This window comes from Enterobacter sp. CCUG 70166 (assembly GCF_020224095.1).
In the GTDB taxonomy this organism is placed as follows: domain Bacteria; phylum Pseudomonadota; class Gammaproteobacteria; order Enterobacterales; family Enterobacteriaceae; genus Enterobacter; species Enterobacter intestinihominis.
Map to the genome: position 1 here is coordinate 1 of NZ_NRIQ01000013.1, position 21618 is coordinate 21618.

The window sequence follows — 21618 nt, forward strand, 5'->3', positions numbered from 1 at the left end:
TCAGCCCACAGGGAGAGGGCCGGGGTGAGGGCACCAGACCGCCCTCAATCCTAGCGAATCCCACCATACGCCAGCGTCACCTCTTTCGCGGCCTTAATCACCAGCGCACCCAGCTCGGTGACGCGGTCGTCGGTCATACGTGAAATCGGCCCGGAGATGGAGATGGCGGCAAACGGCTCGCGGTGTTCGTCGAAAATACAGGACGCGAGGCAGCGCAGCCCGAGGGCATGTTCTTCGTCATCAAACGAATAGCCGCGCTTGCGGGTCAGAGCCAGATCTTCTTTCAGATGCACCGGCGACACCAGGGTGGCGTGGGTGTAGGCGTGCAGACCTTTACGGTGCAGCAGACCCGTCACCTGCTCTTCGCTAAGCTGCGAGAGAAACGCTTTCCCTGCGCCAGAGGCATGCATCGGCAGCTTGCCGCCAATCGGTGCAGACATGCGCATCAGCTGCGTACACTGCACCTGGTCGATGATAATCGCCTGATGATCGCTCTGATCCAGCACGGCCAGGTTTACCGTCTCGCCGGACTCCTCCATCAGCTTGCGCAGAATCGGGTGGACAATCGCCAGCAGGTTGCGGCTTTGCAGGAAGCTGCTGCCGACGATAAAGGCATGCGCGCCAACCGCCCAGTGACCCAGCTCGCCCACCTGACGCACGAAGCCCAGCTGCTGCATGGTGGTTAACAGGCGGTGAGTGGTGGAGTTCGGCAGTCCCGCCTGCTGCGCCAGCTCCGTCAGGGCCACGCTACCATGCGATTCGGCTATCCATTCCAGCAGCTTCAGGCCGCGCGTCAGGGATTGAACCTGTCCGCCAGGTTGTGCAGCGGTGGTTGCAGCAGGTTTTCTGCCGCGTTTAGCGGGAACGGTCGTAACCATGACGAACTCCTTTTTCTGTATCGTGGAAATCATTTTCGTTTTATTTGGTGGTTTTGCAACCGCTTTCCTGACTGATCGGAGGAGTGATAGTGAACATGTCTCATGTTACCGCTGTGTGACTTTTCGACCCTTAGAGATTATGCCAGTATGGAACGCAGCCTTTTGGCCATGTTGAACGTTGTCGGGAGCAAGTGTGAGCAGCAAAGTAGAGCAACTGCGTGCGCAGTTAAATGAACGAATTCTGGTGCTGGACGGCGGCATGGGCACCATGATCCAGGGCTATCGTCTGAGTGAAGACGATTTCCGTGGAGAGCGCTTTGCCGACTGGCCTTGTGACCTGAAAGGAAACAATGACCTGCTGGTGTTGAGCAAACCCTCTGTCATCAGGGATATCCACAACGCCTACTTCGAAGCGGGTGCGGATATTGTAGAAACCAACACCTTCAACTCGACAACCATCGCCATGGCGGATTACCAGATGGAATCCCTGTCGGCGGAGATCAACTTTGAAGCGGCGAAACTCGCCCGCGCCTGCGCCGACGAGTGGACGGCCCGCACGCCGGACAAGCCGCGCTATGTTGCCGGGGTGCTGGGCCCGACCAACCGCACCGCGTCGATTTCTCCGGACGTGAACGATCCAGCCTTCCGCAATATCACCTTTGACCAACTGGTGGCCGCGTATCGTGAGTCCACTAAAGCGCTGGTGGAAGGCGGTTCCGACCTGATCCTGATTGAAACCGTATTCGACACCCTCAACGCCAAAGCCGCAATTTACGCGGTGAAAGAGGAGTTCGAGGCGCTGGGCGTTGACCTGCCGATCATGATTTCCGGCACCATCACCGATGCCTCGGGGCGCACGCTTTCCGGCCAGACAACCGAAGCGTTTTATAACTCTCTGCGCCATGCCGAAGCGCTCTCCTTCGGCCTGAACTGCGCGCTGGGGCCGGACGAGCTGCGCCAGTACGTGCAGGAGCTTTCGCGCATCGCAGAGTGCTACGTCACCGCCCACCCGAACGCCGGTCTGCCGAACGCGTTCGGTGAGTATGATCTGGATGCCGATACCATGGCGGCGCAAATCCGCGAGTGGGCCGAATCTGGCTTCCTCAACATCGTCGGCGGCTGCTGCGGCACCACGCCAGAGCACATCGCCGCCATGAGCCGCGCCGTCGCCGGGCTTGCACCGCGCAAGTTACCCGAGCTTCCGGTAGCCTGCCGTCTGTCCGGCCTTGAGCCGTTGACCATCGGTGACGACAGCCTGTTTGTGAACGTGGGTGAACGTACCAACGTCACCGGTTCTGCGAAGTTCAAGCGCCTGATCAAAGAAGAGAAGTACAGCGAAGCGCTGGACGTTGCCCGCCAGCAGGTGGAGAGCGGCGCGCAGATTATCGATATCAACATGGACGAGGGGATGCTCGACGCCGAAGCGGCGATGGTGCGTTTCCTCAACCTGATTGCCGGTGAGCCGGATATCGCCCGCGTGCCGATCATGATTGACTCTTCCAAATGGGACGTCATCGAAAAGGGGCTGAAGTGCATTCAGGGCAAAGGCATCGTTAACTCCATCTCAATGAAAGAGGGCGTCGATACCTTTATCCACCACGCGAAGCTGGTGCGTCGCTACGGGGCCGCCGTGGTGGTGATGGCCTTCGATGAAGTGGGCCAGGCCGATACCCGCGAGCGCAAAATTGAGATTTGCCGCCGGGCGTACAAAATTTTGACCGAAGAGGTGGGCTTCCCGCCGGAAGACATTATTTTCGACCCGAACATCTTTGCTGTCGCAACCGGCATTGAAGAGCACAACAACTACGCCCAGGACTTTATCGGCGCGTGTGAAGACATCAAACGCGAGCTACCGCATGCGCTAATTTCCGGCGGCGTGTCGAACGTCTCGTTCTCGTTCCGCGGTAACGACCCGGTGCGTGAGGCCATCCACGCCGTGTTCCTCTACTATGCCATCCGCAACGGGATGGACATGGGGATCGTTAACGCCGGACAGCTGGCGATTTACGACGACCTGCCCGCAGAACTACGCGACGCAGTAGAAGATGTGATCCTCAACCGTCGCGACGACGCCACCGAACGCATGCTGGATCTGGCGGAAAAATACCGCGGCAGTAAAGCTGACGAATCAGCCAACGTTCAGCAGGCCGAATGGCGTTCCTGGGATGTGAGAAAGCGTCTGGAATACTCGCTGGTAAAAGGCATTACTGAGTTCATTGAGCAGGATACCGAGGAAGCGCGTCAGCAGGCAGCCCGTCCGATTGAAGTGATCGAAGGGCCGCTGATGGACGGCATGAACGTGGTCGGCGATCTGTTCGGCGAGGGCAAAATGTTCCTGCCGCAGGTGGTGAAATCCGCCCGCGTCATGAAGCAGGCCGTGGCTTATCTTGAGCCGTTTATCGAAGCCAGCAAAGAGAAGGGCTCCAGTAACGGTAAGATGGTCATTGCCACCGTGAAGGGCGACGTGCACGACATCGGCAAAAACATTGTCGGCGTGGTACTGCAATGCAATAACTACGAAATTATCGATCTTGGCGTGATGGTCCCGGCGGATAAAATCCTCAGGACCGCTCGCGAAGTGAATGCGGATCTGATTGGTCTTTCCGGGCTGATTACGCCGTCGCTGGACGAAATGGTCAACGTGGCAAAAGAGATGGAGCGCCAGGGCTTCACTATTCCGCTGCTGATTGGCGGGGCAACCACCTCGAAAGCCCACACCGCAGTGAAAATCGAGCAGAACTACAGTGGGCCGACGGTGTATGTCCAAAACGCCTCGCGCACCGTGGGCGTGGTCTCCGCGCTGCTGTCTGACACCCAGCGCGATGACTTTGTCGCCCGCACCCGCAAAGAGTATGAAACCGTCCGCATTCAGCATGGACGTAAGAAACCGCGCACGCCGCCGGTTTCGCTTCAGGCGGCGCGCGATAACGATCTGGCGTTCGACTGGTCCAGCTATACGCCGCCGGTCGCGCACCGTCTGGGCGTGCAGGACGTGACGGCCAGCATCGAAACGCTGCGTAACTACATCGACTGGACGCCGTTCTTCATGACCTGGTCGCTGGCGGGCAAATATCCGCGCATTCTTGAAGATGAGGTAGTAGGCGAAGAGGCGAAACGCCTGTTTAAAGATGCCAACGATATGCTCGACAGACTGAGCGCAGAGAAAGCCCTCAACCCGCGCGGCGTGGTGGGGCTGTTCCCGGCGAACCGCGTGGGCGACGACATAGAAATCTACCGCGATGAAACCCGCACCCATGTGCTGGCCGTGAGCCACCATCTGCGCCAGCAAACCGAGAAAGTGGGCTTTGCCAACTACTGCCTGGCGGATTTCGTCGCACCGAAACTCTCCGGTAAAGCCGACTATATCGGCGCCTTTGCCGTAACCGGTGGTCTGGAAGAAGACGCGCTGGCGGACGCGTACGACGCACAGCACGATGATTACAACAAAATCATGGTGAAAGCGATCGCCGATCGCCTGGCGGAAGCCTTTGCTGAGTACCTCCACGAGCGCGTACGTAAGGTGCACTGGGGCTACGCGGCGAATGAGAATCTCAGCAACGAGGAGCTGATCCGCGAAAACTACCAGGGCATTCGTCCGGCGCCGGGGTATCCGGCCTGCCCGGAACACACCGAGAAGGGCACTATCTGGAAACTGCTCGACGTGGAAGCGCATACCGGCATGAAACTTACCGAGTCGTTCGCCATGTGGCCGGGCGCGTCCGTTTCCGGCTGGTATTTCAGCCACCCGGACAGCAAGTATTTCGCCGTGGCACAGCTTCAGCGGGATCAGATTGAAGACTACGCCCTGCGAAAAGGCATGAGCGTGTCTGAGGTGGAACGCTGGCTGGCGCCGAATTTAGGCTACGACGCAGACTAACGTCACTTTTCCTTACAACAAACAGGGCACCGCTATGGTGCCTTGTCTCTTTCTTACGTTTAAACCCTTATACTGAACCTAAGGAAAATGAATAACGATAAGGAGGAAAACCCACTGTGTTGACGTTGTTACACCTGCTCTCCGCAGTCGCACTGCTGGTATGGGGCACCCATATCGTTCGTACCGGCGTGATGCGCGTGTTTGGCGCACGTTTACGTACCGTTCTCAGCGGCAGCGTTGAGAAGAAGCCGCTCGCCTTCTGTGCGGGTATTGGCGTCACGGCGCTGGTGCAAAGCAGCAACGCCACCACTATGCTCGTCACCTCGTTCGTGGCGCAGGATCTAGTGGCGCTCGCCCCGGCGCTGGTGATTGTCCTTGGCGCCGACGTCGGTACCGCGCTGATGGCACGTATCCTGACCTTCGATCTCTCCTGGCTGTCGCCGCTGCTGATTTTTATTGGCGTCATTTTCTTCCTCGGCCGTAAGCAAAGCCGTGCCGGGCAGCTTGGCCGCGTCGGTATTGGCCTCGGGCTGATCCTGCTAGCGCTGGAGCTGATTGTGCAGGCAGTTACGCCGATTACCCAGGCCAACGGTGTGCAGGTCATTTTCGCCTCGTTAACCGGCGATATTATGCTGGATGCGCTGATCGGCGCGGTGTTTGCCATTGTCAGCTACTCCAGCCTGGCGGCCGTGTTGCTGACGGCCACGCTAACCGCTGCGGGCGCGATCTCTTTCCCGGTGGCGCTATGCCTGGTCATCGGTGCGAATCTTGGCTCTGGCCTGCTGGCGATGCTTAACAACAGCGCAGCCAATGCTGCCGCCCGCCGGGTGGCGCTGGGGAGTTTGCTCTTCAAGCTGGTGGGTAGCCTGATCATTCTGCCGTTTGTGCACCCGCTGGCGAACCTGATGGACAACCTCTCTCTGCCGAAAGCGGAGCTGGTGATCTACTTCCACGTCTTCTACAACCTGGTACGCTGTCTGGCGATGGTACCGTTTGCCGCGCCGATGGCCCGCTTCTGCGAGCGGCTTATTCGTGATGAACCGGAGCTGGACGCGCGCCTTAAACCGAAGCATCTGGACACCTCGGTGCTGGACACGCCCGCGCTGGCTATCGCCAATGCCGCCCGCGAAACGCTGCGCATGGGTGACGCGATGGAAACCATGCTGGAAGGGTTGCAAAAGGTGATGCACGGCGAGCCGCGCGAAGAAAAAGAGCTGCGCAGGCTGGCGGACGATATCAACGTGCTGTATACCGCCATCAAGCTCTATCTGGCGCGGATCCCACAGGACGAGCTGGCGGAAGAGGAGTCGCGCCGCTGGGCGGAAATTATTGAGATGTCGCTTAACCTGGAGCAGGCTTCGGATATTGTCGAGCGTATGGGCAGTGAAATCGCAGACAAATCCCTGGCCGCACGTCGGGCGTTTTCTGTCGAAGGGCTGAAGGAGCTGGAAGCGCTGCACGAACAGCTGGTCAGCAACCTGAAGCTGGCGATGTCGGTCTTCTTCTCCAGCGACGTGCCGAGCGCGCGCCGCCTGCGCCGCAACAAGCACCGTTTCCGCATCCTCAACCGGCGCTACTCGCACGCCCACGTTGAGCGTCTGCACCAGCAGAACGTGCAGAGTATCGAAACCAGCTCGCTCCACCTGGGGCTGCTGGGAGATATGAAGCGTCTTAACTCGTTGTTCTGTGCGGTGGCATACAGCGTGATGGAGCAGCCGGATGAAGATGACGAGCGGGATGAGTATTAATCTCTGAAAGCGCCTCGCAAAACGGTTTTGTGAGGCGTGACTTCCCATAAAGAGCAATTTATTCTTCAACCCTTACCTTTTTAAGGGAATAGGAGATGCTCAATTATTACGCTACACTTCGCCAGTTCATGCGCATTCCAATGGGGGTTCTCATGCGCGGTGCTAATAGCATTAAAAAAATCAGTGAATGTTTCCCTGTCGCCGGACATCCTTGAAGAGGCGCGAAGGCTTAAACTTAACCTTTCTGCCGTGCTAACGGCGGCTTTGCAGGAGCAATTTCGTGAACATCGGCGCGCAGAGTGGCTTGAAGAAAATAAAGCTTCTATTGACGCCATTAACCAGTGGGTTGATGAAAACGGCTCCTTTAGTGACTTTCAGAGGTCGTTCTGATGAAGCATGTACTGGTCGCTCCCGCCGTTGAGGTCGCGGGAAAACCCTGCGTGGTGATGATGCACATGATGGCAGGCATATCGCTAAAAGAGTTAGGTGAACGCGTTGCCGATCTTACTAACAGCAGTGCTTCATTGCGGGATGCACTCGATTTTCTGATCAGCGGTTACTAGGACTTTTTTGTCAGGCGCAAGGTAAGGTATATTTCGCCCTTCACAGGAGAAACTATGCTGCCAACTCAATCAACCCGATTAAACAAATACATTAGCGAGAGCGGGATCTGCTCACGTCGCGAGGCTGACCGTTACATTGAACAGGGTAACGTGTTTCTTAACGGCAAACGCGCCACCATTGGCGATCAGGTGGTACCTGGCGATGTGGTGAAAGTGAATGGTCAGGTCATCGAACCGCGTGATGCCGAAGACCTGGTGTTTATCGCGTTGAACAAACCGGTTGGGATTGTCAGCACCACGGAAGATGGCGAGCGGGACAACATTGTTGATTTCGTGAACCACAGCAGCCGCATTTTCCCGATTGGCCGTCTGGATAAAGACTCTCAGGGGCTGATTTTCCTCACCAACCACGGCGATCTGGTCAACAAAATTCTGCGTGCCGGTAACGACCACGAGAAAGAGTACATCGTGACGGTGAACAAGCCGGTGACGGACGAGTTTATCCGCGGAATGGGCGCTGGCGTGCCGATTCTGGGCACCGTGACGAAGAAGTGTAAAGTCAAAAAAGAAGCACCGTTCGCGTTCCGCATCACGCTGGTTCAGGGCCTGAACCGCCAGATCCGCCGCATGTGCGAGTACTTCGGTTATGAAGTGACGAAGCTGGAACGCACGCGCATCATGAACGTCAGCCTGTCTGGCATCCCGCTGGGCGAGTGGCGTGACTTAACGGATGACGAGCTGATCGAGCTGTTCAAACTTATCGAGAACTCCTCGTCCGAAGCGAAGCCGAAAGCTAAAGCCAAACCGAAAACGCAGGCGATTAAGCGTCCGGTGGTGAAGGCACCGCAGGCGGAAGAGAAAGGGCGAGGCAAGCCGGGCAACGGAAAACGCTTTACCCAGCCGGGGCGCAAAAAGAAAGGGCGCTGATTAGCGCCTTCCACGGGTTGATGTGCTGGCGGACCAGGAAAAAGTCGCCTCTGCATCGGGTTTATAAGCCTGCTCTTTTTTCAGCTTGCGGGCTTTTTTCGCCGCGGCATCACGTTGCGCCATCAGTTTATCGATGTACTCTTTTTTAACCTGATTGGTTTCGGCGTTCGTCAGCGTGCGGCCATGCGCGATGCGGGCGCGGTCGAGAAGCGTTTTAAGTTCGCGCTGCTCGGCTTCGGTCATGTCTTTCTGGGTCAAACGTGGTGTAGCCATTGCTGAAGCCTCCTGATGGGGAGGCTTCAGTGTAAAGCAAGCCGGCTCAATTAACCCTGTTTCACCGCATCTTTTTTCGGTTGGTCATCAATCGGCTTACCGGACCAGTACCCTGCTAACAGCGAACCGGACAGGTTGTGCCAGACGGAGAACAGCGCTCCCGGTAGCGCCGCCAGCGGTGAGAAGTAAATTTTACCCAGCGCCGCCGCCAGGCCAGAGTTCTGCATCCCCACTTCGATCGCCAGCGTGCGGCAGGTGGATTCGTCGAAACCAAACAGCTTTCCGCCCCAGTATCCGCCCAGCAGACCAATGGTGTTATGCAGCACAACCGCGACGATCACTACAAAGCCCACCGAAGCAATGTGCGATGCGGAACCGGCTACCACGGCGCTGATAATGGCAAGTATGCAGACCATCGAAAACGCGGGCAGATACGGCTCAACCGCTTTCACCACCCGCGGGAAGAGATGGTGGATCACCAGTCCCAGCGCAATCGGGATCACCACGATTTGCAGAATGCTGAGCAGCATGCCCATCACATCCACCTGGATATGCGCGTCCACGTACAGGCGGGTTAACAGCGGCGTGGCAATCACGCCCACCAGCGTGGAAACGGACGAGATGGTGACGGAGAGCGCCACGTCGCCTTTCGCCAGATAGATCATGACGTTAGATGCCGTGCCGCTGGCGACGCTCCCCACCAGCACCATCCCGGCGGAAAGGTCGGGCGGCATCTTAAAGGCCATCGCCAGCAGCCAGGCCGCGAGCGGCATCACCAGGTAGTGCAGGAAAATCCCTGCGGCAACCGGTGCCGGGCGAGACAGCACGCGTTTGAAATCGTCAATTTTTAGATGCACGCCCATGCCGAACATAATCAGCATCAGTAGCGTGGTGACCCACGGACCAATGCCCGTGAACGTGGTGGGAGTGTAATACGCGAGTACGGAGAGCAGCAGCGCCCATAACGGGAACAGCCGGGTGATAGCGGAGAGCATAGTGAATTCCTTGCAGTATTGTCGTGTTGTTTTGTTATAAAAAAGCCGGGTCTGTGCCCGGCTTATGGATAATGTTTATCGTGCTAACGAATTTTATTCAAATAAATTCTGATGAAGTTTCTGCACAACCTGCTCGGCCTGATCGGCAGGGACCAGGAAGCAGAGGTTGTAGCTGGAGGCGCCGTAGCAAATCATGCGGATGCTGAACGGGTCGAGCACGCCGAACACCTCTTTGCCCACGCCGCACGCGCGCGACAGCTTATTACCGATGATGGCAACCAGCGCCAGATCTTCTTCCACCTCCACGCGGCACAGCTCGGAAAGCTCAATCAGCAGCGACTGCGTCAGCAGGGTGTCGCCGGTAGAGGTGGAGCCGGTGGTGTCGAGCGTCAGCGCAATGCTGACTTCTGACGTGGTGATCAGGTCCACGGAGATATTGTGGCGTGCCAGGATGCCAAACACTTCCGCCAGGAATCCGCGGGAGTGCAGCATATTATGGCTGTGCAGGGTAACCAGCGTCTGCTTACGACGCAGGGCCAGCGCGCGGAACAGCGGCGGGTTCTCGGTTTTCTTGCAGACCAGCGTCCCGCCCGCCTTTGGATCTTTACTGGAGCCAACGAAGACCGGAATGTCGCTGCGCACGGCGGGCAGCAGCGTGGCCGGATGCAGCACTTTCGCGCCGAAGGTGGCCATTTCAGCCGCTTCTTCAAAGGCGATCACGTCAATGCGTTTTGCCGCAGAGACCACGCGCGGGTCGGTGGTGTAAATACCCGGCACGTCCGTCCAGATATCCACGCGGGTGGCATGCAGGGCTTCACCCAGCAGGGCGGCGGTATAGTCGCTGCCGCCACGGCCCAGCGTGGTTGTGCGCCCTTTGGCTTCGCTGCCGATAAAGCCCTGGGTGATCACTATGCCTTCATCCAGACGCGGGGCAAGCTGCTGGTTGGTCAGCTCGGCCAGCGCTTCCACGTCCGGCTCGGCGCGGCCAAAGCGGTCGCTGGTGCGCATTACTTTACGCACGTCGAACCACTGCGCCTGAATATTGCGCTCGCGCATGATCTCAACGAACAGCAGGGTGGACATCAGTTCGCCGTGGCTGACCAGTTCGTCGGTTAGGGCGGTAGAGGTTGCCAGTGAAGCGGCTTCTGCCAGGGTAGTGATATTTTCCAGCAGGCGTTCCACTTCCTCACGAATGACGTTCGGGTTTTGCAGACGCTCAAGGATGTCGAACTGAATTTTGCGCAGTGCATCCAGCTTCACGAAACGCTCGGTCGCTTCCAGTCCTTCAGACAAAGAAACCAGCAGGTTCGTCACGCCGGCTGAGGCGGAGAGCACCACCAGGCGGGTATTCGGATCGGCCAGCACCACATCGGCGCTGCGGTTCATGGCAGCGTAGTCTGCCACACTGGTGCCGCCAAACTTGGCGACCACAAAACTCGTCATAACAACCTCGTGTCAGGGAATGAATAGAGCGACCTTGGCACAAGAATGAAGCGAGAACAGGTGCAGGCGCAAAATACGGCCCTATAAATAAAATGCGGGGGAGGTCCTGTCAATGCTGGGATTATGCGGATTTTTCATGGGGGGGTACCCCTCAGAAACAGGACTTATAACAGGCCCATATTTTATGCTCCTTTTTACCCCTTTTTGACCAACATTTCGCCACGCCGGAAGGGCGCGACAGCAGCTATACTTTTCGGGTCTTTTCACCTGCGTTTGATGCAGACTAGGGCAATGGCATAAAAACCATCACAATTTTTATTTGCAGGCGCTACAATCGACCGCAGTCACAATTCTCAAATCAGAAGAGTATTGCTATGAAAAACATCAACCCAACGCAGACCGCTGCATGGCAGGCACTACAGAAACATTTTGATGAAATGAAAGACGTCACTATCGCGGATCTGTTCGCGAAAGATGCCGATCGTTTCAGCAAGTTTTCCGCCACCTTCGATGACCTGATGCTGGTGGATTTCTCCAAGAACCGTATCACCGAAGAGACGCTGGCGAAGCTGCAAGATCTGGCGAAAGAGACTGAGCTGGCAGATGCCATCAAATCCATGTTCTCCGGTGAGAAGATCAACCGCACCGAAGACCGTGCCGTGCTGCACGTGGCGCTGCGCAACCGTAGCAATACTCCAATTATCGTTGACGGCAAAGATGTGATGCCGGAAGTGAACGCGGTGCTGGAAAAGATGAAAACCTTCTCTGAAGCGATCATCTCAGGTCAGTGGAAAGGCTACACCGGGAAAGCGATCACCGACGTCGTAAACATCGGTATCGGCGGCTCTGACCTCGGCCCGTTCATGGTGACCGAGGCGCTGCGCCCGTACAAAAACCATCTCAACATGCACTTCGTGTCCAACGTCGATGGGACTCACATCGCTGAAGTGCTGAAAAAGGTGAACCCGGAAACCACGCTGTTCCTGGTGGCGTCTAAAACCTTCACCACTCAGGAAACCATGACCAACGCCCACAGCGCGCGCGACTGGTTCCTGAAAACCGCGGGCGACGAAAAGCACGTGGCGAAACACTTCGCGGCGCTGTCCACCAACGGTAAAGCGGTGGGTGAGTTCGGTATTGATACCGCGAACATGTTTGAATTCTGGGACTGGGTGGGTGGCCGCTACTCACTGTGGTCTGCGATCGGTCTGTCCATCATCCTGTCCGTCGGCTTCGACAACTTCGTTGAGCTGCTCTCCGGCGCGCACGCGATGGACAAACACTTCTCCACCACCGCGCCTGAGAAAAACCTGCCGGTGCTGCTGGCGCTGATCGGGATCTGGTACAACAACTTCTTCGGCGCTGAAACCGAAGCGATTCTGCCGTACGACCAGTATATGCACCGCTTTGCGGCCTACTTCCAGCAGGGCAACATGGAATCCAACGGCAAGTACGTTGACCGTAACGGTAACGCGGTGGATTATCAGACTGGCCCAATCATCTGGGGCGAGCCGGGCACCAACGGTCAGCACGCGTTCTACCAGCTGATCCATCAGGGCACCAAAATGGTACCGTGCGATTTCATCGCCCCGGCGATTACGCACAACCCGCTTTCCGACCACCATCCGAAGCTGCTGTCTAACTTCTTCGCCCAGACCGAAGCGCTGGCGTTCGGTAAATCCCGCGAGGTGGTTGAGCAGGAGTACCGTGACCAGGGTAAAGATCCGGCTACGCTGGAACACGTTGTGCCGTTCAAAGTGTTCGAAGGCAACCGTCCAACTAACTCCATTCTGCTGCGTGAAATTACGCCGTTCAGCCTGGGCGCGCTGATTGCCCTCTACGAGCACAAGATCTTCACTCAGGGCGCTATTCTGAACATCTTCACCTTTGACCAGTGGGGCGTTGAGCTGGGCAAACAGCTGGCAAACCGCATTCTGCCAGAGCTGGGTGACGATAAAGCAATCGACAGCCACGACAGCTCCACCAATGGTCTGATTAACCGTTATAAAGCATGGCGTGCGTAATAAATATGTCATGAACAATGCCGGCGATATGCCGGCATTTTTTTATCGGATAATTCCTGATGTCTGTTAGTTATCTCAAATTCTGAATCTGAGTTTAATCCGAAAAACACGGTTACCCCGTTAATTGCTGAGGGTTATTTTAAGAAAATACGGAGTGATACTTTAATGGGTTTATATTATAACTGTTTGATAATGAATGGTTATCTATTTCAATAATTCTTTTTTCTTTTCATTTTTAACCATTAGTCTGAAAACCTCATCCCTATTTACCCCCACGGTAAACCCACTGCTTTAGTTGTGTATACTCGAATCCGCCTGAATTTCTTTTCGGGCAAATCTCCATTCATTCATTGAAGGGAAATTGTTATGAAGAAAGTACTGTATGGCATTTTTGCCATATCTGCGCTTGCGGCGACGTCTGTCTATGCAGCTCCGGTCCAGGTCGGGGAAGCAGCAGGGTCGGCAGCGACGTCTGCGTCTGCGGGGAGTTCTACCGCAGCCAGCACCAGCGCCGTAAGTTCAGCCGTGGGTGTCGCGCTGGCGGCAACCGGTGGCGGTGATGGCTCCAATACCGGAACCACGACCACTACGACGACCAGCACCCAGTAATACCGGGTGTTTTAATCATAACCACACTTCGGTGTGGTTATTTCGCCCCTTCGGAGAAGAGTCGTGAAGCGACCTGCAATCATCCTGATTTGCCTGCTGTTGCAGGCGTGCTCAGCTACCACCAAAGGGCTGGGCCACTCACTGTGGGACAGCATGTTCGGCACGCCGGGCGTGCATCTGACCGATGACGAACTTCAGAACATGCCGTATGCCAGCCAGTACATGCAGCTAAACGATGGTCCGCAACTGTTTGTGGTGCTCGCTTTCGATGAAAACGGGCAGCAGAAATGGGTGACGCAGGATCAGGCCACCATCGTGACTCAGCATTCCCGAATCGTGAAAACGTTGCTTGGCGGCGACAACCTGCTTGAGGTAAACAACCTGGCTGAAGATCCGCTCATCAAGCCGAATCAGATCGTCGATGGCGCAAGCTGGACGCGCACAATGGGCTGGACCGAGCACAAACAGGTGCGCTACGCCACGGCCCGCTCTACCTTCCGCTGGGATGGTACGGACAGCGTCAAAGTGGGCAGCGACGAAACGCAGGTGCGCGTGCTGGATGAAGAGGTGACAACCGATCAGGCCACCTGGCATAACCGCTTCTGGGTGGACGAAGAGGGGCAAATCCGCCAGTCCTTACAGTATCTCGGTGCCGGTTTCTTCCCGGTGAAGACCACCCTGATCAAGGCGGCGAAATCATGAAAATGTTCATTCACGTTGCGCTTCTCGCCAGCCTGGCCTCGCCGCTGGCGTGGTCTGCGGGAACGGTACAGGTCTACACCCCGGACAGCGAAAAACCTAAAACCTTAACCAACGCCGGGCATCTGCTCGATCTGGTGGGGCAGCCGAGGCTGGCGAAAAGCTGGTGGACCGGGGCGGTTATCAGCGAGCGTCAGGCGACGATTGTAGCGGAACAAAAACATCAGGCGCTGCTCGCCCGACTGAGCGGGCTGGCACAACAGGAAGATGCTGACGATGCCGCGGCCATTACTAGCCTGCGTCAGCAGCTTCAGGCGGTTAAGGTGACGGGTCGCCAGAAGGTGAATCTCGATCCGGATGAGGTGCGCGTCGCCGAAAACGGCAATCCGTCGCTGGAAGGGGACTATACCCTGTGGCTGCCGGCTCAGCCTTCCACCGTCACCGTGATGGGGCTTATCAGCAGCCCTGGCAAAAAGTCGTTTACGCCGGGCTGGGACGTCGTGAGCTATCTCGACGAGCAAAGCTTGCTCAGCGGTGCGGATAACAGCTATGCCTGGGTGGTCTATCCGGACGGGCATACGCAAAAAGCGCCGGTGGCTTACTGGAATAAACGCCATATCGAACCTATGCCAGGCAGCATCATTTTTGTCGGTTTTGCCGACCATTTCTGGACGAAAGCGTATGACGGGCTTAATGCCGATATCCTTCGCTCCCTGATACAGCGGATACCGGAATAATGAAAAAAACCTATCTCTACAGCATGCTTGCACTGTGCGTGAGTGCCGCCTGTCATGCAGAAACGTATCCGGCACCCATCGGCCCGTCGCAGTCCGATTTTGGCGGCGTGGGCTTACTGCAAACCCCGACCGCGCGTATGGCCCGCGAGGGGGAAATCAGCCTTAACTATCGCGATAACGATCAGTACCGTTACTACTCTGCGTCCGTGCAGCTGTTCCCCTGGCTGGAGACCACGCTGCGCTACACCGACGTGCGTACAAAACAGTACAGCAGCGTGGACGCCTTCTCCGGCGATCAGACCTATAAAGACAAAGCCTTCGACGTGAAGCTGCGCCTGTGGGAAGAGAGCTACTGGATGCCGCAGGTCTCCGTCGGGGCGAAAGACATTGGCGGAACCGGCCTGTTTGATGCGGAATACATCGTTGCCAGCAAAGCCTGGGGACCGTTTGATTTCTCGCTGGGTCTTGGCTGGGGTTACCTCGGCACCAGCGGCAACGTAACCAACCCGTTCTGTACCTACAGCGACAAATACTGCTACCGCGATAACAGCTACAAAAAAGCGGGTTCCATCAACGGCGACCAGATGTTCCACGGCCCGGCCTCGCTGTTTGGAGGCGTAGAGTATCAAACGCCATGGCAGCCGCTGCGCCTGAAGCTGGAGTACGAAGGCAATAACTACCGCGAAGATTTTGCCGGCAAGATTGAGCAGAAGAGCAAGTTTAACGTCGGCGCCATTTACCGCGTCACCGACTGGGCCGACGTTAACCTCAGCTATGAGCGCGGTAATACCCTGATGTTTGGCTTTACGCTGCGCACCAACTTTAACGACATGCGGCCGCGCTACAATGATAACCCGCGGCCCAAATACCAGCCGGAGCCGCAGGATGCGATCATTCAGCACTCCGTGGTAGCGAACCAGCTGACGCTGCTGAAATATAACGCAGGCCTGGCGGATCCGAAGATCCAGACCAAAGGCGATACGCTGTACATCACCGGCGAGCAGGTAAAATACCGCGACTCCCGCGAAGGGATCGAGCGCGCCAACCGGATCGTCATGAACGATCTGCCGGAGGGGATCCGCACGATCCGCGTGACGGAGAACCGTCTCAACCTGCCGCAGGTCACCACTGAAACCGATGTTGCCAGCCTTAAGCGTCATCTTGAAGGCGAACCGCTGGGACATGAAACCGAGCTGGTGCAAAAACGCGTTGAGCCGGTGGTGCCAGAGAGCACCGAGCAGGGCTGGTATATCGATAAATCCCGCTTCGATTTCCATATCGATCCGGTGCTGAACCAGTCCGTGGGTGGGCCGGAAAACTTCTACATGTATCAGCTGGGCGCGATGGCGACGGCGGATCTGTGGGTGACCGACCACCTGTTGACCACCGGTAGCCTGTTCGGCAACATTGCCAACAACTACGACAAATTTAACTACACCAACCCGCCGAACGATTCAAAACTGCCGCGCGTGCGTACCCGCGTTCGCGAATATGTGCAGAACGATATCTACGTGAATAACCTCCAGGCCAACTACTTCCAGTACTTCGGCAACGGCTTCTACGGCCAGGTTTACGGTGGCTATCTGGAAACCATGTTCGGCGGCGCCGGGGCAGAAGTGCTTTATCGTCCCGTCGACAGCAACTGGGCGTTTGGGATTGATGCCAACTACGTGAAACAGCGTGACTGGCGCAGCGCGCAGGACATGATGAAGTTCACCGACTACAGCGTCAAAACCGGCCACCTGACCGCCTACTGGACGCCGTCGTTCGCGCAGGACGTGCTGGTGAAAGCCAGCGTCGGCCAGTATCTGGCGGGTGATAAGGGCGGCACGCTGGATATCTCCAAACACTTCGACAGCGGCGTCGTGGTGGGCGGCTATGCCACCATCACCAACGTTTCGCCAGACGAGTACGGGGAAGGGGACTTCACCAAAGGGGTGTACGTGTCGATTCCGCTGGATCTGTTCTCATCAGGCCCAACCCGCAGCCGTGCGGCAGTGGGCTGGACGCCGCTGACGCGCGACGGCGGTCAGCAGCTTGGACGTAAGTTCCAGCTGTATGATATGACCAGCGATAAGAACATTAACTTCCGCTGATGCTTATTTGCCCGCTGGCGCTGCGCTTACCGGGCCTACGAGAGTGTTTTTGTAGGCCGGGCAAACGCAGTGCCGCCCGGCAGGAATGTTCATCTGGACAAAACATAAACAAAAAATATAGATCCCCGTCACATTTTTGCGTTATACAGGAACCTCGCCCTGGAGAATGAGGTGCTGTATGACATCCCTGACTCGTCCGCGCGTTGAGTTTATCTCAACGATACTCCAGACCGTGCTGAACCTCGGTCTGCTGAGCCTTGGCCTGATCCTGGTCGTGTTTCTGGGTAAAGAGACGGTGCATCTGGCGGATGTGCTGTTCGCCCCTGAGCAAACCAGCAAATACGCGCTGGTGGAAGGCCTGGTGGTCTACTTTCTCTACTTTGAATTTATCGCCCTGATTGTGAAGTACTTTCAGTCCGGCTTTCACTTCCCGCTGCGCTATTTTGTCTACATTGGCATCACCGCCATTGTGCGGCTGATCATCGTCGATCATAAATCCCCGCTCGACGTGCTGATCTACTCGGCAGCGATCCTGCTGCTGGTGATCACCCTCTGGCTGTGCAACTCAAAGCGGCTGAAACGCGAATAAAAAAAGGGCGCTCCGAAGAGCGCCTAACAACAGTCACAAGTTGGTTCAATACAATACGTCTAAAGTTGAGGGTTGCAGTGGCATAACAGATGAAACTTAACCTTTCACACCGCCCGCCGTCAGGCCGTTGACCAGCCAGCGCTGGGCCAGCAGGAACACCACGGTAATCGGGATGGCAGAGAGTACGGCCGCCGCGGCAAAGTCGCCCCACAGGTAGTTTTGCGGGTTGAGGTATTGCTGCATACCGACGGCCAGGGTGTAGCTGTTCACATCGCGCAGTAACAGAGAGGCGACCGGTACTTCGGTGATCGCCGCGATAAACGACAGGATGAACACCACCGCCAGAATCGGTACCGACAGCGGCAGCAGCACCAGACGGAACGCCTGCCACGGGGTGGCGCCATCCAGCGCGGCGGCTTCTTCCAGTGAACCATCGATGGTTTCGAAATAGCCCTTGATGGTCCACACATGCAGGGCGATGCCGCCAAGATAGGCGAAGATCACGCCGCCGTGGGTGTTCAGGCCGATAAACGGCACGTACTGGCCCAGACGATCAAACAGGGCATACAACGCCACCAGTGACAGCACCGCCGGGAACATCTGGAAAATCAGCATCCCTTTCAGCAGCGTCGCTTTGCCCGGGAAACGCATACGGGCGAAGGCGTAAGCACAGGTGGTGGAGAGCGTCACGATGCCGATGGCAGTAATGGTCGCCACTTTTACCGAGTTCCACAACCACAGCAGCACCGGGAACGGCGGCGGAGTGACTCGGCCATCCGCGTGTTCCACACTGAAGCCCAGCGCGAGTTTCCAGTGCTCCCAGGAGATTTCATCCGGGATCAGGCTCCCGGTGGCGAAGTTCCCCGAACGCAGGGAGATGGCGATTACCATCAGCAGCGGGAACATGATCGCCGCGATGAAAATCAGCAGGCCTAAGTGCGTCGCGAGGAGGCGCAGTTTCTGAGATTTGGGTTGTACCATTGCCATGTTCAGTGCCCTCCTTAGTCAAATTTCATACGTGTAGCTTTCAGGTTCACGATCGCCAGGGCGCCCACCAGCAGGAAGATCAGGGTGGCAATCGCCGCCGCCAGACCGAAGTCCTGACCGCCGCCGCCTTCGAAGGCGATACGGTAGGTGTAGCTCACGAGCAGGTCGGTATAGCCTGCCGGCGTGGTGGTGCCGAGACGGTCCGGTCCACCGTTGGTCAACAGCTGAATCAGCACAAAGTTGTTAAAGTTAAAGGCGAAGCTGGCAATCATCAGCGGCGTCAGCGGCTTAATGAGCAGCGGCAGGGTAATTTTGAAGAAGTTCTGGAACGGACCCGCGCCGTCCATCGCCGAGGCTTCGTACAGGTCGTCCGGGATGGCCTTCAGCAGCCCCATGCACAGGATCATCATGTACGGATAACCGAGCCAGGTGTTCACGATGATAATCATCGAGCGAGCGGTGGTCGGGTCGCTGAACCAGGCCGGTTTGATGCCGAACAGCGCGCTCAGCATCATGTTGATTTCACCGAAGCTCTGGTTAAACAACCCTTTGAAAATCAGAATCGAGATGAACGACGGCACGGCGTACGGCAGAATCAGCAGCACGCGGTAAATCGCTTTGCCCTTCAGGGATTCCCACTGGACCAGACAGGCCAGCACCATGCCCACGGCCACGGTCAGGATCACGGTCAGGATGGAGAAGACTACCGTCCAGACGAAGATGGCGAAGAACGGTTTCTGGATGCCTTCGTCGGTAAACACGCGGGTAAAGTTATCCCAGCCGATGGTAACGGTATAGCCCGGGCTGAGCTTGTCGTCGCCCCAGCTGCCGTCGGCATTCACCGACTGATAGAAACCGATATCGTTGTTCGGGCGGTATTTTACGCCGCTCTGGTTGTTGGTCAGCGTGCCGTCATCCGCCAGAGTATAAAGCGGCTGCGTGCCGGAAAACTGGCGCAGCGAGCTCATGGTTACTTTGCTGTCATCGGGCAGCACAGCGGTGAGCTGGGTCAGCGCCTGGCGATTTTGAGTGATGATACGCAGGTTGGCACGTTCACCTTCTGGCAAGGCCGCGGCCTCTTTTAAGACCAGCTTCTGCTCGCCGCCAAATTTGAACGCGTCGGAAAGATAGTTTTTGCCGCTCTCACCGTCAGTGAGCGCTAACTTCCACTCATCTCCCGCAGGATACAGGCCGAAGTTAAAGGTTTTACCCGCCTGATAAGAACGATCCAGAAGCACCTGAGTGGCACGCTCCTGCGCGAGCTGGTTGGTGCTGCTGTAGTTAGTAAAGGCAATCGCGATGGTGCAGATCAGCGGAAAGAGGACAAACAGCCCCATCCCGGCAACACCGGGGTAGACATAGCGCCAGGCATACGCTTTACGGTTGGCGAAAATATACAGGCCAACCGAGCTTAAAATCAGCGTCATGATGGCAAAAAGGTATTCCCCTTGCACGTACATTAAAACAACAAGGTAACCCACCAGCAGGCACAGCAGACCTATCACTGACCACTTCAGTGCGTCGCTTTGCCACCAGCGTTTCTTTTTAATGACATCCATGGGGTTCTTCCTCTACAACGGTGGAAACTTATCGTCAGGTGGCGCTGCGCTTACCTGACCTACGGATCGTGCCGTAGTCGTAGGGCGGGTAAGCGCACGCGCCACCCGCCGTTTTTCAGACTTACTTAGTAATACGACCCTGAGCATCTTTCAGCGCGGCATCAACAGTCTGGCGACCGCTTGCAGCGTTGATGACGGCGGTACGGGTGGCGTACCAGAACGCAGCCATCTGTGGGATGTTCGGCATGATTTCGCCTTTCTGGGCGTTATCCATGGTGGCCGCAATGCGTGGATCTTTCGCTAACTGATCCTGGAAGGATTTCAGCGCAACGGCGCCCAGCGGTTTGTCCTTGTTCACTTCATCCAGACCCTGATCGGTCAGCAGGTAGTTTTCGAGGAACTCTTTCGCCAGCTCTTTGTTCGGGCTGGCGGCGTTGATACCCGCGCTCAGCACGCCAACAAACGGTTTAGACGGCTTGCCGTTGAAGGTTGGCAGCAGGGTCACGCCGTAGTTGACTTTGCTCTTGTCGATGTTGGTCCAGGCCCACGGACCGTTGATGGTCATCGCGGTTTCGCCTTTGTTGAACGCCGCTTCCGCGATGGAGTAGTCGGTATCCGCGTTCATGTGTTTGTTCTTAATCAGGTCAACCAGGAAGGTCAGGCCTTTTTTCGCGCCCGCGTTGTCCACGCCCACGTCTTTCACGTCATATTTGCCGTTTTCAAACTTGAACGCGTAGCCGCCGTCGGCAGCAATCAGCGGCCAGGTGAAGTACGGCTCTTGCAGGTTGAACATCAGAGCGGATTTACCTTTCGCCTTCAGCTCTTTATCCAGAGCAGGGATCTCTTCCCAGGTTTTCGGTGGATTTGGCACCAGGTCTTTGTTGTAAATCAGTGACAGGGCTTCAACCGCGATTGGGTAAGCGATCAGCTTGCCGTTATAGCGAACGGCGTCCCAGGTGAACGGGAACAGTTTGTCCTGGAAGGCTTTGTCTGGCGTAACTTCTGCCAGCAGGCCAGACTGCGCGTAGCCCCCGAAACGGTCATGCGCCCAGAAGATAATGTCCGGACCATCGCCAGTTGCCGCAACCTGCGGGAACTTCTCTTCCAGTTTATCCGGGTGTTCTACGGTGACTTTGATACCGGTGTCTTTCTCGAATTTTTTGCCCACTTCGGCCAGACCGTTATAGCCCTTGTCGCCGTTAATCCAGATAACCAGCTTACCCTCTTCAATTTTGGCGAGAGCCGGTGCGGAAATCATCATTGCTGCGAGGGCGGACAATGCGAAAACGCGTGCGCCAGTCTTGATCTTCATATCTGCCATCCTTTATTGGTGATGTGCTCGTGGATACATAAGGTGGTTCAACGTGACTCAGTCTCCTTATTTGACATCCTCTTTCCATCCTCCCAGTCCCTACGCCCCACCCCCTGTTTGTGTGATCCCTGTAACATAAATTTAAGTTATGAGTGCTGGCGCACATAAAAACCCACTGAATTTTGCAGGCCGCTTCACGATTTTCGCCTCAGCCCCTCCGCTGCGGTCGCAGAGCCTGCTCTCTCATCCTCCCGCCTCCTCCCCCATAAAAAAGCCGGGGGGTGGAGGATTCACGAAAGTAA

General features: G+C 56.6%; 17 protein-coding genes and 1 pseudogene. 11 read left to right on the top strand and 7 right to left on the bottom strand.

What is annotated here, in order from left to right; translation table 11 throughout:
- Positions 1 to 50 precede the first annotated feature (50 nt).
- The gene (gene iclR, locus CKK19_RS06525; protein WP_022646720.1) at positions 51 to 878 is read right to left on the bottom strand and encodes a glyoxylate bypass operon transcriptional repressor IclR; all 828 of its coding nucleotides are present in this window, start codon (positions 876 to 878) and stop codon (positions 51 to 53) included.
- 193 nt (positions 879 to 1071) lie between these two features.
- Here iclR and metH point away from each other — a divergent pair, with 193 nt between their 5' ends.
- From metH to rluF, 5 genes and pseudogenes are all read left to right on the top strand, one after another.
- Positions 1072 to 4755 (top strand): methionine synthase, encoded by a 3684-nt coding sequence (gene metH / locus CKK19_RS06530; protein WP_022646721.1) that lies wholly within the window; start codon positions 1072 to 1074, stop codon positions 4753 to 4755.
- 116 nt (positions 4756 to 4871) lie between these two features.
- Positions 4872 to 6503: a Na/Pi cotransporter family protein gene (locus tag CKK19_RS06535; protein ID WP_022646722.1), complete on the top strand. Its 1632-nt coding sequence runs from the start codon at positions 4872 to 4874 to the stop codon at positions 6501 to 6503.
- A 95-nt stretch (positions 6504 to 6598) separates the two neighbouring features.
- A pseudogene (locus CKK19_RS06540) lies at positions 6599 to 6893 on the top strand (type II toxin-antitoxin system CcdA family antitoxin).
- The gene (locus CKK19_RS06545; RefSeq protein WP_022646724.1) at positions 6893 to 7066 is read left to right on the top strand and encodes a CcdB family protein; all 174 of its coding nucleotides are present in this window, start codon (positions 6893 to 6895) and stop codon (positions 7064 to 7066) included. Before CKK19_RS06540 ends, CKK19_RS06545 begins: the two are co-directional and overlap by 1 nt.
- 54 nt (positions 7067 to 7120) lie before the next feature.
- On the top strand, positions 7121 to 7993 hold the full coding sequence (gene rluF / locus CKK19_RS06550; RefSeq protein ID WP_022646725.1) for a 23S rRNA pseudouridine(2604) synthase RluF: 873 nt from the start codon (positions 7121 to 7123) through the stop codon (positions 7991 to 7993).
- Here rluF and CKK19_RS06555 read toward each other — a convergent pair whose 3' ends face one another.
- The 3 genes from CKK19_RS06555 to lysC form a co-directional block, all read right to left on the bottom strand.
- Positions 7994 to 8266, bottom strand: a complete 273-nt coding sequence (locus CKK19_RS06555) for a DUF3811 domain-containing protein (protein ID WP_017382612.1) — start codon at positions 8264 to 8266, stop codon at positions 7994 to 7996.
- Between the two features lie 50 nt (positions 8267 to 8316).
- Positions 8317 to 9261: a ketopantoate/pantoate/pantothenate transporter PanS gene (gene panS, locus CKK19_RS06560; protein ID WP_023295757.1), complete on the bottom strand. Its 945-nt coding sequence runs from the start codon at positions 9259 to 9261 to the stop codon at positions 8317 to 8319.
- 93 nt (positions 9262 to 9354) lie between these two features.
- Positions 9355 to 10704 (bottom strand): lysine-sensitive aspartokinase 3, encoded by a 1350-nt coding sequence (lysC, locus tag CKK19_RS06565; RefSeq protein WP_022646727.1) that lies wholly within the window; start codon positions 10702 to 10704, stop codon positions 9355 to 9357.
- Between the two features lie 374 nt (positions 10705 to 11078).
- Between lysC and pgi the strand changes: the two genes are divergently transcribed.
- The 6 genes from pgi (at position 11079) to psiE (ending at position 17458) form a co-directional block, all read left to right on the top strand.
- Positions 11079 to 12728, top strand: a complete 1650-nt coding sequence (gene pgi / locus CKK19_RS06570) for a glucose-6-phosphate isomerase (protein WP_022646728.1) — start codon at positions 11079 to 11081, stop codon at positions 12726 to 12728.
- 366 nt (positions 12729 to 13094) lie between these two features.
- Positions 13095 to 13337: an exopolysaccharide production protein YjbE gene (yjbE, locus tag CKK19_RS06575; RefSeq protein WP_003860341.1), complete on the top strand. Its 243-nt coding sequence runs from the start codon at positions 13095 to 13097 to the stop codon at positions 13335 to 13337.
- Positions 13338 to 13400: 63 nt separating this feature from the next.
- Positions 13401 to 14039, top strand: coding sequence for a YjbF family lipoprotein (locus CKK19_RS06580; protein WP_003860339.1), 639 nt, complete (start codon positions 13401 to 13403; stop codon positions 14037 to 14039).
- Entirely contained in the window at positions 14036 to 14773 is a 738-nt protein-coding gene (locus CKK19_RS06585) for a capsule biosynthesis GfcC D2 domain-containing protein (protein ID WP_063854122.1), read from the top strand. The genes CKK19_RS06580 and CKK19_RS06585 overlap by 4 nt, the downstream gene beginning before the upstream one ends.
- Positions 14773 to 16869 (top strand): YjbH domain-containing protein, encoded by a 2097-nt coding sequence (locus CKK19_RS06590; RefSeq protein ID WP_063854123.1) that lies wholly within the window; start codon positions 14773 to 14775, stop codon positions 16867 to 16869. Before CKK19_RS06585 ends, CKK19_RS06590 begins: the two co-directional genes overlap by 1 nt.
- A 178-nt stretch (positions 16870 to 17047) precedes the next feature.
- Positions 17048 to 17458, top strand: coding sequence for a phosphate-starvation-inducible protein PsiE (gene psiE, locus CKK19_RS06595; RefSeq protein ID WP_000202963.1), 411 nt, complete (start codon positions 17048 to 17050; stop codon positions 17456 to 17458).
- 96 nt (positions 17459 to 17554) lie between these two features.
- Here psiE and malG read toward each other — a convergent pair whose 3' ends face one another.
- The 3 genes from malG to malE all read right to left on the bottom strand — a co-directional run bounded on the left by malG (position 17555) and on the right by malE (position 21316).
- Positions 17555 to 18445, bottom strand: a complete 891-nt coding sequence (malG, locus tag CKK19_RS06600; protein ID WP_003860332.1) for a maltose ABC transporter permease MalG — start codon at positions 18443 to 18445, stop codon at positions 17555 to 17557.
- Between the two features lie 14 nt (positions 18446 to 18459).
- Positions 18460 to 20004 (bottom strand): maltose ABC transporter permease MalF, encoded by a 1545-nt coding sequence (malF, locus tag CKK19_RS06605; RefSeq protein ID WP_023299085.1) that lies wholly within the window; start codon positions 20002 to 20004, stop codon positions 18460 to 18462.
- 121 nt (positions 20005 to 20125) lie between these two features.
- Complete coding sequence (gene malE, locus CKK19_RS06610) at positions 20126 to 21316, bottom strand: maltose/maltodextrin ABC transporter substrate-binding protein MalE (protein WP_022646733.1); 1191 nt, start codon at positions 21314 to 21316, stop codon at positions 20126 to 20128.
- Positions 21317 to 21618 lie beyond the last annotated feature (302 nt).

Coding starts and splice junctions, on each gene's coding strand:
- malE (WP_022646733.1), bottom strand. CDS start 21,316: ATGAAGATCAAGACTGGCGCACGCGTTTTCGCATTGTCCGCCCTCGCA.
- CKK19_RS06585 (WP_063854122.1), top strand. CDS start 14,036: ATGAAAATGTTCATTCACGTTGCGCTTCTCGCCAGCCTGGCCTCGCCG.
- CKK19_RS06590 (WP_063854123.1), top strand. CDS start 14,773: ATGAAAAAAACCTATCTCTACAGCATGCTTGCACTGTGCGTGAGTGCC.
- psiE (WP_000202963.1), top strand. CDS start 17,048: ATGACATCCCTGACTCGTCCGCGCGTTGAGTTTATCTCAACGATACTC.
- panS (WP_023295757.1), bottom strand. CDS start 9,261: ATGCTCTCCGCTATCACCCGGCTGTTCCCGTTATGGGCGCTGCTGCTC.
- rluF (WP_022646725.1), top strand. CDS start 7,121: ATGCTGCCAACTCAATCAACCCGATTAAACAAATACATTAGCGAGAGC.
- CKK19_RS06555 (WP_017382612.1), bottom strand. CDS start 8,266: ATGGCTACACCACGTTTGACCCAGAAAGACATGACCGAAGCCGAGCAG.
- yjbE (WP_003860341.1), top strand. CDS start 13,095: ATGAAGAAAGTACTGTATGGCATTTTTGCCATATCTGCGCTTGCGGCG.
- malG (WP_003860332.1), bottom strand. CDS start 18,445: ATGGCAATGGTACAACCCAAATCTCAGAAACTGCGCCTCCTCGCGACG.
- malF (WP_023299085.1), bottom strand. CDS start 20,004: ATGGATGTCATTAAAAAGAAACGCTGGTGGCAAAGCGACGCACTGAAG.
- iclR (WP_022646720.1), bottom strand. CDS start 878: ATGGTTACGACCGTTCCCGCTAAACGCGGCAGAAAACCTGCTGCAACC.
- CKK19_RS06545 (WP_022646724.1), top strand. CDS start 6,893: ATGAAGCATGTACTGGTCGCTCCCGCCGTTGAGGTCGCGGGAAAACCC.
- lysC (WP_022646727.1), bottom strand. CDS start 10,704: ATGACGAGTTTTGTGGTCGCCAAGTTTGGCGGCACCAGTGTGGCAGAC.
- pgi (WP_022646728.1), top strand. CDS start 11,079: ATGAAAAACATCAACCCAACGCAGACCGCTGCATGGCAGGCACTACAG.